Raw genomic sequence first — 12,870 nt, 5'->3', positions numbered from 1 at the left:
TTACCTCATCTCCTCAGGACGAACATTGCATGGTCCTTCTCGTAGGGATCGAGAACCTTCACGTCGATGATTTCCATTTCCTTCTCCAGCTTTTCCATTTCATTTCTGAATATCTCGCGTGGCTCTTTGGTCACGTCGATACTTCTGGCCTTCAATGATAGCATCGCATAGCCGCCTTTAGGTAGGAAAATTTTCGCGTTGGCCAGCAGAATTTCAGTCTGATCCGGTTGTGCTATGTCCTGATAGATGACATCCACCTTCTTAACCAGTGAGCAGTAACAATGGGGCAAACGGGCATCGGCCAGTATGGGTAGCATGTTTTTCCTTTTAGCGCAGACGCGGAGCAAATCCCTTATCGGGCGGGAGGAGACCTCCACGCAGTAAACGCATCCTTCTTCCCCCACGATGTCTGAGACATGCGAAGAGGTAGTTCCGCTTGCCGCCCCAAGATAGAGGACATTTTTTCCATTGGTTATCGGATTGACCTTTATATTTCTAATGATGGCAGCAGCGAGCTTGCTCCGGTAGGGATCCCAGAGCCGGTATTCGACCCCATCCAGCTCGATTAACTTTTCGCCGTAGACCTGAGCCCCGCGATCGAGATTTATCGTGGCCAGCTTGCGGGTGCCGTCATCGAGTTCGATCCAATAAACTGATTTGAAGCGTTCGTGTTCGACAGCTTTCATGGCTTTTTCCTTACCTTTCTTTTGATTTCGGCGATTCTCGCTTTAAGTTCAGCTTCCAGTCTGTCGCCAACGAACTCGCCGGACATTGCATCGACCCTCGCGGCGATGGCTACCTTTCCAGCAAGCGCGCGCGCAATCTTGCCCCTTAGCTTTTTTGGCGCCCCGCGAACCTCAGGATATTGGAAGATCACGCCGTGTTTCGGAGGGCTACCCTTCCTTTTCAGGGCCCGGAAAAGCGCTTTTTCGGCTCCTAAAATTTGGATGGTGCTAGCCGGCATACGGGAAAGCTCCTGAAGACCTCCAGCGATGGCTATCAAGCGGGCTCCAATGGCGCTGCCGACTACCGCGCGCAAGTTGGGAGCAATCTGTGCCATCAAGCCGTCAATGTACTCAGATATCTCTTTCCTCAACTCATAGAGTTCGAATATCTCCTTGCAGGCATTCTTCAGCGATTTTAAGTCTATTTCGTCAAACCGTGCGCCGAGAGATTCCGCAGCGGCTTGGGCTATTTTTTCAGATTCCTCCTCCGAAAGCCCGGACGCGCTGGCGACAGCTTCCTTGGTAAAATCATCCCGCAAGCCGATTTTGGTAATCAGCTGGAGGAAGACTTCGTGATCTGGGACCAGGCGATCAAGCTCAGGGAAATGGATGGAGTACCACTCTCTAACCCTGACGATAAGTATGTTGGTGAATCTGTCGATGTCGTCAAGAAGCCCAATTGACTGGATGATCAGGCTATCTCTCTGGGCAGCTTCAGTTCGGAGCTTGTGGCGCGTGAGGATGAAGTTCACCTCCCGGGTAAACTCATCGACTTTTTCAAACCCCAGATCCTCCGCGATGTCTTGAAGCTTGTCCCGCAGAATTGAGCCGGCCACGTTTGGTATTAATACTTCAAACTTGGCTCTCTTGAATTCTTCCTTAAACCTGTTGACGAGCGGCTGGGACTCGAGGGTGAACTCGCGATGGCCTTTTCCCACCAGCTCGGCAATTAGCTCGCGATGTTCATCGGTGGGTGTACCCATCTGAACGCTGGCAATTTTTCCAGCAACCACCACCGGGTCGCGAGGGAATTTTCTGAAGGATATCATCTTACCCTCGTCGTTAAAGGCAATGACGCCCAGTACGCTTTCGGCAATATGTATGGGCATGGGCCTCGCTTAAAATTTCTCGAGCTTCTATAATAACTTACTTAATCTAGGCGAGGCCTGATCAAAATCTTTGTAACTGCAGTATACAACATCTCAGCCAAGTTTTTCAAGTCATCTATTCAAGGAACTCCTTTGGGTCTATTAGTCAACTTAATGGGCGTGTTTTAGGCTTTAAGTATAGCCGTAGATCAAGTAGTGGAAATTTTGGCGTCCAAGCCATTGTTGATCAATAGCTTCCATTTTTTAAAATAACACCTTGAATCAAATGCGAGTTTGAACAAATAAGATCGCGCAGATTAACGCGGAAAAATTTCAAATTTTCCAGCAACTTATTTAATTATCAAATTTTCCAGCAACTTATTTAATTATGGTGGGGAATTTCAATGCTGGAGGAAAAACATGAAAAAAATTGGTATTAATGGTTTTGGGAGAATTGGCCGCGTCTTTCTGAGAGCTGCCTTGGCTGATGAGGAGTTTATGAAAAGGTTTGATGTGGCGGTGATAAACAGCCCCTCTCCAGCAAAGACCTATGCCCACCTGCTGAAGTACGATTCAGTTTTTGGTGTGTTAAAGAGGAAAGTTGAGGGAACGGAGAACTCGATTATCATTGATGGAAAGGAGATAAAGGTCCTTCATCATAAGGAGCCTGCCGACATCCCTTGGGGGGATTTGGGTGTTGATTACGTGCTGGAATCTAGCGGTAAGTTCAAAGACCGAGAAGAAATTGCCAAACATCTAAACTCCGGCGCCCGCAAAGTGATAATCTCTGCTGCGATAAAAAAACCCGATGTCATGATAGTTCTTGGCGTCAATCATGAGATCTATGATCCTGAAAAGCACAACCTTATTTCAATGGCCTCCTGCACCACGAACTGCCTAGCGCCAATGGTAAAGGTCTTGGACGATAAATTTGGTCTGGAAAGAGGGTTCATGACGACCTGCCACGCGGTGACCAATGACCAGAGAATTTTGGACCTCTCCCACAAGGATCTCCGGCGGGCCAGGTCAGCGATGACTTCGATAATACCCACCACCACAGGCGCTGCCACGGCAATAGGAAAAGTTATTCCCAAGTTGGCCGGAAAACTGGATGGAATCGCGCTTAGGGTACCAGTCGCCGATGGCTCCATAACGGACCTGACCGCTGAACTGAAAACGGAAGTTACTGTAGAGGAGATAAATCTGGCGTTTAAGGAGGCCGCGGCTGGGGAGCTGAGGGGCATCTTGGAGTACACCGAGGATCCGATAGTCTCGGCCGATATCGTTGGCAACCCCCACTCATGTATCATCGATGGCGAAAGCACTATGGTCATGGGTGAACGGAGTAATTTTGCCAAGGTCTTCGGTTGGTACGACAACGAGTGGGGTTACTCCTGCAGGCTGGTGGACCTGTTTAAATTTGTAGATTCAAGGGAGCGCTGACGAAACCTTTATATTTTTACCTTTAGGCGATAATTGACTATTGGTGATTCAGTGGAGATAGTATTCGGTTCTGAGCGGCTCAAACGTGGGTTCGCCAAGATGCAGAAGGGCGGGGTCATCATGGATGTCACGACCCCGGAGCAGGCCATCATAGCCGAGGAAGCCGGGGCGGTGGCCGTCATGGCGCTTCAGGCGGTTCCGGCGGATATCCGGGCATCGGGTGGGGTCGCGCGCATGGCCGATCCTGCCATTATTGAGGCCATAATGAATGCGGTGACGATTCCTGTCATGGCCAAGTGCCGCATCGGTCATTTTGCCGAGGCTCAAGTTCTTGAGGCCTTGGGTGTGGATATGATAGATGAGAGTGAAGTCCTCACAGTGGCGGACGAGGAGGCCCATGTTGACAAGCGCAAGTTCAAGGTACCGTTTGTTTGCGGTTCCCGTGATTTGGGGGAGGCTCTGAGGAGGATCAACGAGGGAGCGGCCATGATCAGGACCAAGGGCGAGGCCGGCACAGGGAATATAGTCGAGGCCGTGAGGCACATCAAGACCACCAAGCGCCAGATAGCGGAGCTGGCCGGGTTGAGCCGCGACGAGCTGGAGGCAAAGGCCCGCGAATATCGGGTGCCGGTGGAACTGGTTGAGGAAACCGCGAAACTTCAGAGACTTCCAGTGGTTTGGTTCTGCGCCGGGGGAATAGCCACTCCAGCCGATGCTTCTTTGGTCATGCAGATGGGTGTGGATGGAATCTTTGTCGGCTCCGGCATCTTCAAGTCAAGCGATCCGCCGAGGATGGCCAAGGCGATAGTTGAGGCGACAAGATACTATGACGATCCTGAGGTTGTCTTGGAAGCCTGCAAGAACCTGCCACTACCGATGAAAGGAATTGATGTTAAGATGCTGAGGCCGGAGGAGCGACTACAGGTTAGAGGTATCTGAATTTTTTGATGGGATTACATCCAGAGCAACTGGAGCAATAGATGGGCCACCAGAACCGCCGCTATTGTTGGAGCTAGGCTGATCTTCAGGTACTCCTTAAGTTTTACACTATAGCCTCTTTTTTCAAGCAAACCGCAGGCGAAGACGTTAGCCGTCGCACCGACGGGAGTTATGTTTCCACCGATTCCCGTGCCGATTAGTGTTCCGTACATGAATGGGTAGGCCAGACCGCCCGATCCCAGTGCTAATGCCGCGTTCTTAGCTACGGGAAGCATGAGCACGGAGTAGGGGACGTTGTCTATAAATGAGGAAAGAGCAACTGACAGCCAGACCAAGATAATCAATGTCAACGTAGGAATGTTAAAGCCGAGAGCACTTATGCCCTGGGCAAAATCCCCGAGAATTCCAACTTCATCGACAGCACCAATTACAATGAAAATCCCAATTATGAAGAAGAACGAGTTCCAGTCGAATTCCTTTATCATTTTGGACATGTTTTTGAAACCGAGAATAGTAGAAATCACTCCCACGATTAGACCAATGACTCCAGGACCAACCCTCAAATATGAGTTTAAGGCGAGGGCAACTATCCCAAAAATGAAAACCACCGTCGGCAGATAGTTCATCTCGATCTTCTCCTCCTCCTCGATGTTGACTTTTGTTTTCATTTTTCTGAAGTGGCAGAGATAAAGGGCGACTAGTCCGATTACGGCGGCGATGGCGGAGATTACTCCGAGCCCCAGCCTACCTTGAAACCAGTAGAAATCCATGAAGTACATTCCAGCTTCTGAGGCCAGAATTATCGCCGGAGGGTCGGCTATCATCGAAACCGTAGTCACCATGTTGGAACTGATGGCGATTGAGATTAAGTATAAGAAAAGAGGTGATTTGGTCCTCCTAGCAATTTCCATTGCAATGGGGGCCATTATCAGGACCACGCCGACGTTTTCCAGAAAGCTTGAGAGAAAGGCGGTTATGGCGCAGAGGGCGAGCAGAGCCCTCCCTTCATTTTTTGTGTGAGCAAGCACATGTCGGGCCAGATGGTCTGGAACCCCGCTTTCTGAGAAGATAATAGAGACCATCATGAAGCCCCAGTAAATACCAAGGACATCCCACCTGATTGAGTTCAACACCCGTTCTGGGGTCATCACGTTGGCGGGCAAGAGAATGAGGAGAAGAATGGCTGCGGAGGCAAGGCTGACGTAGACGATTTTAACCTTTCGTGATATCGCTAGCCCATAGCACGCCACGAAGACCAGCAGCACGATTATTTTCAGCGTTGCGTCGATCAGTTGTACACCCTTTTAAAGTATCCCAACCCCATTTTAAAGCAACCTTCTTCCTGTTTGTTAATTTAGAATTAGAGGCTTGAGCGATGGTCGTACGGGAGAGATTATCCTTCAGGAGTATCGATTTTTATCAATGAAAATATCTCGTAGTTTTTCCCGATGGCTTCTCTTCCACCGAGGTAGCCAAGCTCGATGAGAAAGCCGATGCCAACGACCTTGCCACCGAGCTTTTCGACGAGTTCAATGTTGGCCTTCATCGTGCCGCCGGTCGCTAAGAGGTCATCGACGAGCAGAACGTTCTGGCCTGGTTCAATGGCGTCCTCGTGAATTTCAATCACGTCGGCCTCGTATTCTTTTTGGTAGCAGTAGTCCACGCACTTGGCAGGCAACTTTCCCTTTTTTCTGATGGGAACAAAGCCAGCGCCGAGTTCATATGCCAGTGGGGCAGCTATTATAAACCCTCGGGCCTCGTTGGAGACCACCACATCTATTTTTTTATCCTTGAAGTGCTCGGCCAAGAGCCGGATAGCTTCCCTGAAAGCCAAACGGTCCTTCAGCAACGGGGTGATGTCCCAGAAGACCACGCCCTTGAACTCAGGGATTCTCCTAATCTTTGACTTTAAATCCAGCAACGAATCACCTCTTCAAACAAATGCGTTTTTCAGCGCGTTTTTACATTCACAGCTCCTTTCCTGTGGTATGATAGCTATGGTTTCAGCGATCAATCGTTTGACCTTTTCCAAGTTACTTCTCATCGTCTTCAGGACTTCCTCAGTACTCACCGGATGTTCCTTCCACACGTCGTAGTCGGTGACGGTGGCTATTGAAGCGTAGCATATCTCGGCTTCGCGGGCCAGAACGCATTCTGGGACCAAGGTCATGCCGATTACATCAGCGCCCCAACTCTGGAACATTCTGGATTCAGCCTTGGTGGAGAATCTGGGCCCCTCGATGCACACGTATGTCCCCGTAGGATGGGCCTCGATGCCGGTTCTTTTTGCCGCTTCTATCAAAGTTTTTCTGAGTTCAGGGCACATCGGATCGGCCACGGAGATGTGGCACACCTTATTTCCCGTATAGAAGGATTCCTCTCGCCGGGTGGTTCTGTCAATGAACTGGTCAACGAAAACGATGTCCCCGGGCCGGTATTCTTCCTTCAGGGAGCCCACCGCCGATGGTGCAAGGACCCTAGTCACGCCGAGCTGCTTCATCGCGAAAATGTTGGCGCGGTAATTTATGTCGGTCGGCCTGATGGTATGTTTTTTGCCATGTCGGGGGAGAAAAGCCAACTTTCTTCCGTTTAGCTCACCCAGAGTTATGGAATCGGACGGGGAGCCATAGGGGGTTTCCACCTCGATTTCTTCGATATTTTTAAGAAGTTTCGGGTCGTAGAGACCGGTGCCGCCGATAATTCCAATTTCAGCCCTCATACTTACTAGTTTCTCGATCGCGACCTATAAAAATAACGAGCCAGTTAATTTCTAAATGTTTAAAGATAATTTTTAATTAAGTTTGTTAGGATTTTGATGACAAGACAGCCCGTGCATATAGTTCCTAGACAATCGAAAAATTAGGTAGTTGTGGCAATGAGCTAAAACCAAATGTGTTGTTGGCCATTGTAAATTTCTCCACCCACACGGAATAGCTTAAACCGGTTAGCCAGAGATTAAGCTTTTGTTTTTAGAACCCGAAAACCTTATATAGTACTATGATACTATTATTAAATGCGATGAAACGCCCGCCGACAGAGGGTGGGTGGCAGAGCCTTAACTCGAGCTAAAAGGAGGAATCATAATGCCGTTAAGGATGGTAGCAGGAGAGAAAATCGAAACTAGGGAAGAGCGTATTCCGTTATGGAAATTAAAACTAGACCCTACGAACGTTAGGTTCTCACATTTGCCCGGGCCGCTTTCTGACAAAGAACTCGAAGACGAAATATGGAAAGAAAACGAAACAAGGGACCTCATGAAATCTATTCAAGCTGCAAAGGGGCTTATAGAGCCACCTTTTGTTATGGAGGGAGACGGGTATTACATAATAAAAGAAGGGAATCGTCGGGTAGTCGCCTTGCGAAAACTGAAGGAGGCAGTCGATAATGGTGAAATAGATGATTTCCCAGCCAGCTATTTTGATAAGATTCCATGTGAGATTATCCCAAAAAAAATTGATCCCATTCGCATGGATATAATGTTAGCTGTATGGCATGTTTCAGGGAAAAAGGAGTGGGATGCTCTGAACAAAGCGAGTCATATTTTTAAAATGCACCGCGATAAGGGGCTTACTTACGATATTATAGCAGAGTATATTGGAGTATCAAAGAGTACTATAAAACGTGCGTTGCTTGCATATGAAGAATGCCAGAGATTTCTTAAGAAGTATCCAAATGATCCTGTTGGTATAAAACGCTTCACTTACTTCGATGAATTTTTCAAAAAATCTTATCTCGTGCAGAAGGCCACAGTAGATCGCTCATTTCGAGATAAATTCATGGAATGGTTGGCAGCAGGGAAATTCAGAACCCATAGGGACGTTAGGGTGCTTCCTGACATACTTGAAGATACAGACGCTACAAAAGAACTTGAGAAGGGCACCATTGAAGATGCATTAAATACACTATATCGCAAATATCCTGATAGGGGCGATCCTCTCTGGGAAACAATCGCATCAGCGGTAGAGGTACTACGCAGTATGCCGCGATCTGAAGTAAAAGCTATTTTAGAAGACCAAGCTAAACGTCATCTGTTTTCGAATCTTGTTTCAGAAGTGGATACACTTAAGGCGGAGTTAAATAGGATTAGGAATGGTCGATCTTCTAAGCTTAAATAGTGATAAGATGTCGTGGTGGACGCACATTCGGCGAGTGATAATTGCAAGGGAGAGACATACATGTTATAGGTGCGGTCGGATTGGCCCATTAGTAATTCACCATAAAAAATACCCTGCAAAAAACCCTGATGATTTTGTTGCACTATGCAGATCATGTCATGCGAAAGTTCACAAAGGCGATATCCTCCGCCTGTTTCGTAAAAATCAGAATTAAGATAAAATAACATTGTCCAAGATATAGAAAAAATTCAGGGATCATTTAAAATTTTTATTTTCTTACTTACAACCTAAAAATTAAAAATAATTAAGATCTTATCTTTTTATCGTGTTTGCGGAATTTAAGCCATATAACTCCGTAATCATGTATTATCATAATCCTGCCGTCAATTCGACTTCTCACCCCCAGAATGTTTTTACTTACCAAGTTACCATAAGTTGCCAAAATGGGCTTTTCCACCGTATCTTTGATGAAAAAGCCGTCTATTGTTTTGGAGACCACAACCATTTACCCAACTGGGTCCTAGAGCATTTTCTGGCGTTATATAATTTAACTTGGTTGCGATATTAGCGTACTTTACGGTAAATAACAGCCGGAGTTGGGTAAAGCAGATGAAGATTTTTTGCCAGAGTTTAACCGGATTATTGGAAAAATTTAGCTTGAAATTCATCAGAGCCGCATAGCGCGTTGGAAACTTCAGATGATTAGGACAACAGGCTCGAGCTCTTTTTAATACATTTAAAGGTGCGGGCAAGAGAATTTGGGCAAGTCCTTTTGAAGAACGTCGGATTGGCGGGCCCGTCGGGATTTGAACCCGAGTCCTAAGCTCCGCAGGCTCATGTCCTATCCAGGCTAGACTACGGGCCCGTTATCAAATTGTTGCTCAATGTTTTAATTTGATAAGGTGACTTAGTCTAAACAAAGTTAATTTAAATCGGTGGGGTTGGAAGCAGATCTAAAACCGGAGCTGAAAAAACCAGAGCTGTGTAACCCTCCCGATATTTTGATGCCTAATTTGGAAGTTTTGGATTAACCCTTTTATTGCTTTAAGAGTAAGGCGTCAATTTTTATAGATGTTACAACCAACGGATATGGCGAGACCATGGTAAACGTTTGCACCTCTTGCAATCGGGACATCCCCCAGGGTGAAATCGTCGTGAAATTCCTCTGCCCCAACTGTGGTGAGGTCGAGATCCTGCGCTGCGCTAAATGCAGGCGCCTTAGCAATCCCTATCGTTGCTCCAAGTGTGGGTTCACCGGGCCTTGAGGTGATCGGATGGCTGAAGTTGCCGTTACTCTACGCGTCATGCCTGACAGTGCTGATGTGGATTTGAGTCAGCTTGAGGCCAGTGTCCGAGCGCGCGTTAAGGTTCACTCGATTTCAAGGGAGCCGATAGCCTTTGGGCTGACAGCGTTGAGGGTAGTTGCTGTCATTGAAGACGCAGCAGGTGGAACCGAACCCCTGGAGAATGAGATTTTGAGCATTCCCGGCGTGGGTAACGTTCAAGTCACCAGCATCACTAGGCTTCTCTGAGCTTTTCGACCGATGAATTGCCTAAAAGGAAAGTTAGATTAAGACAGGCGGGACAATTTAGACCAGAGTGTGACCAAGAGGAGTTGAAACCTTGACGAAAAGCGTTGATGAGGTCAGGGCGGACATACCTTTTTTGCGCACGGGGATCATCTACTTGGACAACGCAGCCACCACGCCGACACCAGAACCGGTAATTGAAGCGATGCTGAGCTATTATCACGAGTTCAGCGCGAATGTAGGGCGGGGATTGCATCGGGCAACTAGGCGAGCTACTGAGGAGTTTGAGGCGGCCCGGGAAAAGGTTGCTCGGGTCATAGGCGCCAAGCCAAGTGAAATAATTTTTACCAAAAACACAACCGAGGCCATAAATATCGTGGCCAGGGGGCTGGATCTGAAAAAAGGCGACAAGGTGATAACCTCGTTGTTTGAGCATCACAGCAATCTTTTACCCTGGCAACGGTTGGAGAAAGAACGCGGCGTGAGGCTGGAGGTGGTCGGAAGCTCTAAGGAATGTCTGCTTGACCCCGTTGAGTTTGAGGTGGCGATGGACAAGAACACACGTCTCATAACCACCCACCATGTTTCTAACGCGATCGGTAGCATTCAGCCGGTTGAGGAGATCGGGAAGCTGGCCCGGGATCATGAGGTTCTTTATTTGGTTGATGCTGCGCAGTCGGTAGGACATATGCCTGTTGATGTTCGTAGGATAGGCTGCGACTTTTTGGCAGCGCCTGGACACAAGGGACTTCTTGGGCCGCAGGGAACAGGATTTCTTTATGCCCGTGAAGATAAGATTTTCGAGCTTGAACCCCTTTTAACAGGGGGTGGAATAGTGGAAGATGTTGAGTTGCACGGCGCAAAGTTGGTCGATCCACCCCAGCTCTTCGACGCCGGGACGCCGAACATTCCGGGCATCATCGGTCTGGGAAAGGCCTGCGAGTATGTGATGGATATAGGCATTGATAAAATTGCAGAGAGGGAGAAGAAGCTTACCGAGCGGATGCTTGTGATAGGAAAATACAGCCAAGTGGAAGTCTATGGTCCTATGAACTTGAACCGGCGTGGTGGAGTGGTTAGTTTCAACATCAGCGGGCTTGGCCCTCATGAAGTGGCCTCCATGCTCGATGAGCTGGCCAAGATTGCCATTCGTTCAGGACACCACTGTGCCCAGCCCACTTTCAGACACCTTAAGATCAACGGCACTGCCCGCGCTTCGGTACACTATTTCAACTTGGAGACTGAGGTAGAAAAATTCGTTGAGTTGGTGGGGCAGATAGCTAGAGAGATGGGAACTTTATAGCGACCATTTTTCAGCGAGGGCTTTCTTTACCTCTTCGATTACCTTTAAGCGTGTTTTTTCTTCCGGCGGCGTGAACTTTTCACCCTGCATTGCCCGGACCACATAAACAGCGCCGCTGGCAAGGGCTTCCAGGTCATATCCTCCCTCGAGCAGAAAAACCGCCTTGCCGCCGCACCATTTTTCCGCCTGCTCAATCACAGCGCTGGCCAGCCAACCGTACGCTTTGGTGGACAGGTGCAGGCCGGTCAGCGGGTCATCGAAGTGAGCATCAAACCCGGCCGAGACGGCGAAGAAATCAGGTTTAAACTTTTCACAGAGCGGGATGAAGATCTCTTTCATCGCTGCCCAGTATTCGATATCTCCGCTGCCGGGTTCCATCGGCACGTTGACCTTCAACCCTATACCTTCACCCTCGCCAATCTCGTCGGGAAAACCAGTTCCGGGGTAGAGGGTCAACGGGTGCTGGTGCAGCGACATATAGAGAACGCTGGGGTCTGCGTAGAATATTTCCTGCGTTCCGTTGCCGTGGTGGGCGTCAAAGTCGAGCACAAAGATTCTTTTCAGCTTGAAGTCCAGCTTCAGGCGTTCAATCATTATGGCGATGTTGTTGAAGTAGCAGAAACCACCTCCGTGGCTTCTGCAGGCGTGGTGGCCTGGTGGCCTCACCAGAGCGAAGGCATTTTTGGCCCCACCCGACATCACAAGATTGCCGGCGGTGATGGCGCCACCAGCTGCGAGCAGCGCCAGTTCAAAGGTATTTTTTTTAGCCGGGGTATCGCCGTCAATCGGTCTTTCCATCGCGCTCAATTTTTCCACCAGTGAGATGTACTCAGGATCGTGGACCAGCTTAATGTCCTCGAGCTTGGCTGGATAGGGTTCGACCACCTTGATTTCCTGTGTGTTCCAGAGGTTGAACCTCTTGAGGCCGCTGACAATGGCCTTCAGGCGCTCCGGTCTTTCCGGGTGACCCAGCCCAGGGTTATGTTCTAAGTATTTGTCCGAATAAACAAGTGCGGTTCTCATAGATCACTTCTCCACAATCCTAGCTTGTTTGATAAGTAAATACCCGTTGGTCCCGCTCCAGATCCTTTCCGCGTCGATGATTTCGATCCTTTTTCTGAATATGGGTGCATCTAAAACGAAGCTCTCATATTCTCCTCCTTCACCACTTGGGTTTATCCCGTACTTTTGGCACAGCTTTTCCAGTTCCTCGACAGCTTTTTCGTCGATTCTCCTTCCCAGCCAGCTTGGGCCAAATCCTTGGGCGGCCACACTAGTAATGATGATGTCAAAGCCCACCTTTATCATGTCGCGAAGGAGCTCAACCGGATCTAGACCCCAAAGTGGAGATAGGGAGACCAAGCCCAGCTCTTTAGCGATCAGGTCAACTCGGTTCTTCTGGTAGGAGCTGGAGATGCTGCCGCTGATGATTCCGTCTATCTCTCCCTTTACTTCCTCGATGGCTCCTTTAAGATCCTCCAGCTCGTATTCTTTTTTACCCAGCGTTTGTCTCATAATCTGTTTGATCCCCACCGCCTCGGCTTGGAGCTTGGTGGCGTTGATGTTTACGGAATGAAACATCCAAGAGAATGGGTTTTTGGATGCCATGGTGATGAGATACTTCACCTCAAAGCCTTTCTTAAGGGAGAGATAAGTGGCATAAGTTGAGTCCTTTCCACCGGTAAAGAGCACGGCAACCCTCATCTTGGCACGACCAATCAGGAGGAT

Annotated in this window: 14 protein-coding genes and 1 tRNA gene; 6 read left to right on the top strand and 9 right to left on the bottom strand. The window is 48.6% G+C overall.

Annotated elements, in window-relative coordinates; translation table 11 throughout:
• Window positions 1-5 precede the first annotated feature (5 nt).
• A complete protein-coding gene (locus QXT02_RS03405) occupies window positions 6-686 on the bottom strand; it encodes a fibrillarin-like rRNA/tRNA 2'-O-methyltransferase (protein ID WP_342811939.1) in 681 nt (226 codons plus the stop codon).
• Entirely contained in the window at window positions 683-1,834 is a 1,152-nt protein-coding gene (locus tag QXT02_RS03400) for a C/D box methylation guide ribonucleoprotein complex aNOP56 subunit (RefSeq protein WP_342811938.1), read from the bottom strand. The genes QXT02_RS03405 and QXT02_RS03400 overlap by 4 nt, the downstream gene beginning before the upstream one ends.
• A 399-nt stretch (window positions 1,835-2,233) precedes the next feature.
• Here QXT02_RS03400 and gap point away from each other — a divergent pair, with 399 nt between their 5' ends.
• Both gap and pdxS read left to right on the top strand, forming a co-directional pair.
• The gene (gap, locus tag QXT02_RS03395) at window positions 2,234-3,256 is read left to right on the top strand and encodes a type I glyceraldehyde-3-phosphate dehydrogenase (RefSeq protein WP_342811937.1); all 1,023 of its coding nucleotides are present in this window, start codon (window positions 2,234-2,236) and stop codon (window positions 3,254-3,256) included.
• 57 nt (window positions 3,257-3,313) lie between these two features.
• A complete protein-coding gene (pdxS, locus tag QXT02_RS03390) occupies window positions 3,314-4,195 on the top strand; it encodes a pyridoxal 5'-phosphate synthase lyase subunit PdxS (protein WP_342811982.1) in 882 nt (293 codons plus the stop codon).
• A 14-nt stretch (window positions 4,196-4,209) separates the two neighbouring features.
• Here the strand turns inward: pdxS and QXT02_RS03385 are convergent, their stop codons facing one another.
• The 3 genes from QXT02_RS03385 to QXT02_RS03375 form a co-directional block, all read right to left on the bottom strand.
• Window positions 4,210-5,460 (bottom strand): SLC13 family permease, encoded by a 1,251-nt coding sequence (locus tag QXT02_RS03385; protein WP_342811935.1) that lies wholly within the window; start codon window positions 5,458-5,460, stop codon window positions 4,210-4,212.
• Between the two features lie 128 nt (window positions 5,461-5,588).
• Window positions 5,589-6,113, bottom strand: coding sequence for an adenine phosphoribosyltransferase (apt, locus tag QXT02_RS03380; RefSeq protein ID WP_342811981.1), 525 nt, complete (start codon window positions 6,111-6,113; stop codon window positions 5,589-5,591).
• Between the two features lie 15 nt (window positions 6,114-6,128).
• Window positions 6,129-6,914: an S-methyl-5'-thioadenosine phosphorylase gene (locus tag QXT02_RS03375; RefSeq protein WP_342811934.1), complete on the bottom strand. Its 786-nt coding sequence runs from the start codon at window positions 6,912-6,914 to the stop codon at window positions 6,129-6,131.
• A 376-nt stretch (window positions 6,915-7,290) separates the two neighbouring features.
• Here QXT02_RS03375 and QXT02_RS03370 point away from each other — a divergent pair, with 376 nt between their 5' ends.
• Complete coding sequence (locus QXT02_RS03370; protein WP_342811933.1) at window positions 7,291-8,310, top strand: ParB N-terminal domain-containing protein; 1,020 nt, start codon at window positions 7,291-7,293, stop codon at window positions 8,308-8,310.
• A gap of 304 nt (window positions 8,311-8,614) precedes the next feature.
• On the opposite strand, the gene QXT02_RS03365 is transcribed toward QXT02_RS03370, so the two are convergent.
• On the bottom strand, window positions 8,615-8,815 hold the full coding sequence (locus QXT02_RS03365; RefSeq protein WP_342811932.1) for a hypothetical protein: 201 nt from the start codon (window positions 8,813-8,815) through the stop codon (window positions 8,615-8,617).
• A gap of 283 nt (window positions 8,816-9,098) precedes the next feature.
• A tRNA-Arg gene (locus QXT02_RS03360) sits at window positions 9,099-9,175 on the bottom strand.
• A 235-nt stretch (window positions 9,176-9,410) separates the two neighbouring features.
• Between QXT02_RS03360 and QXT02_RS03355 the strand changes: the two genes are divergently transcribed.
• From QXT02_RS03355 to QXT02_RS03345, 3 genes are all read left to right on the top strand, one after another.
• Complete coding sequence (locus tag QXT02_RS03355) at window positions 9,411-9,575, top strand: zinc finger domain-containing protein (RefSeq protein ID WP_342811931.1); 165 nt, start codon at window positions 9,411-9,413, stop codon at window positions 9,573-9,575.
• Window positions 9,576-9,584: 9 nt separating this feature from the next.
• Window positions 9,585-9,842, top strand: a complete 258-nt coding sequence (locus QXT02_RS03350) for an elongation factor 1-beta (RefSeq protein WP_342811929.1) — start codon at window positions 9,585-9,587, stop codon at window positions 9,840-9,842.
• A gap of 91 nt (window positions 9,843-9,933) precedes the next feature.
• A complete protein-coding gene (locus QXT02_RS03345) occupies window positions 9,934-11,142 on the top strand; it encodes a cysteine desulfurase (protein ID WP_342811928.1) in 1,209 nt (402 codons plus the stop codon).
• Here the strand turns inward: QXT02_RS03345 and QXT02_RS03340 are convergent.
• The gene (locus QXT02_RS03340) at window positions 11,137-12,165 is read right to left on the bottom strand and encodes a histone deacetylase (RefSeq protein ID WP_342811927.1); all 1,029 of its coding nucleotides are present in this window, start codon (window positions 12,163-12,165) and stop codon (window positions 11,137-11,139) included. The two genes, QXT02_RS03345 and QXT02_RS03340, sit on opposite strands and share 6 nt — an antisense overlap.
• Before the next feature lie 3 nt (window positions 12,166-12,168).
• Window positions 12,169-12,846 carry a diphthine--ammonia ligase gene (locus QXT02_RS03335; protein WP_342811926.1) on the bottom strand — a complete coding sequence of 226 codons (678 nt, stop codon included), beginning with the start codon at window positions 12,844-12,846 and terminating at the stop codon, window positions 12,169-12,171.
• Window positions 12,847-12,870: the final 24 nt, after the last annotated feature.

The organism is Hadarchaeum sp. (SeqCode) (genome assembly GCF_038871235.1).
Lineage (GTDB): Archaea > Hadarchaeota > Hadarchaeia > Hadarchaeales > Hadarchaeaceae > Hadarchaeum.
This window is presented reverse-complemented; position numbering and strand designations above follow the sequence as displayed.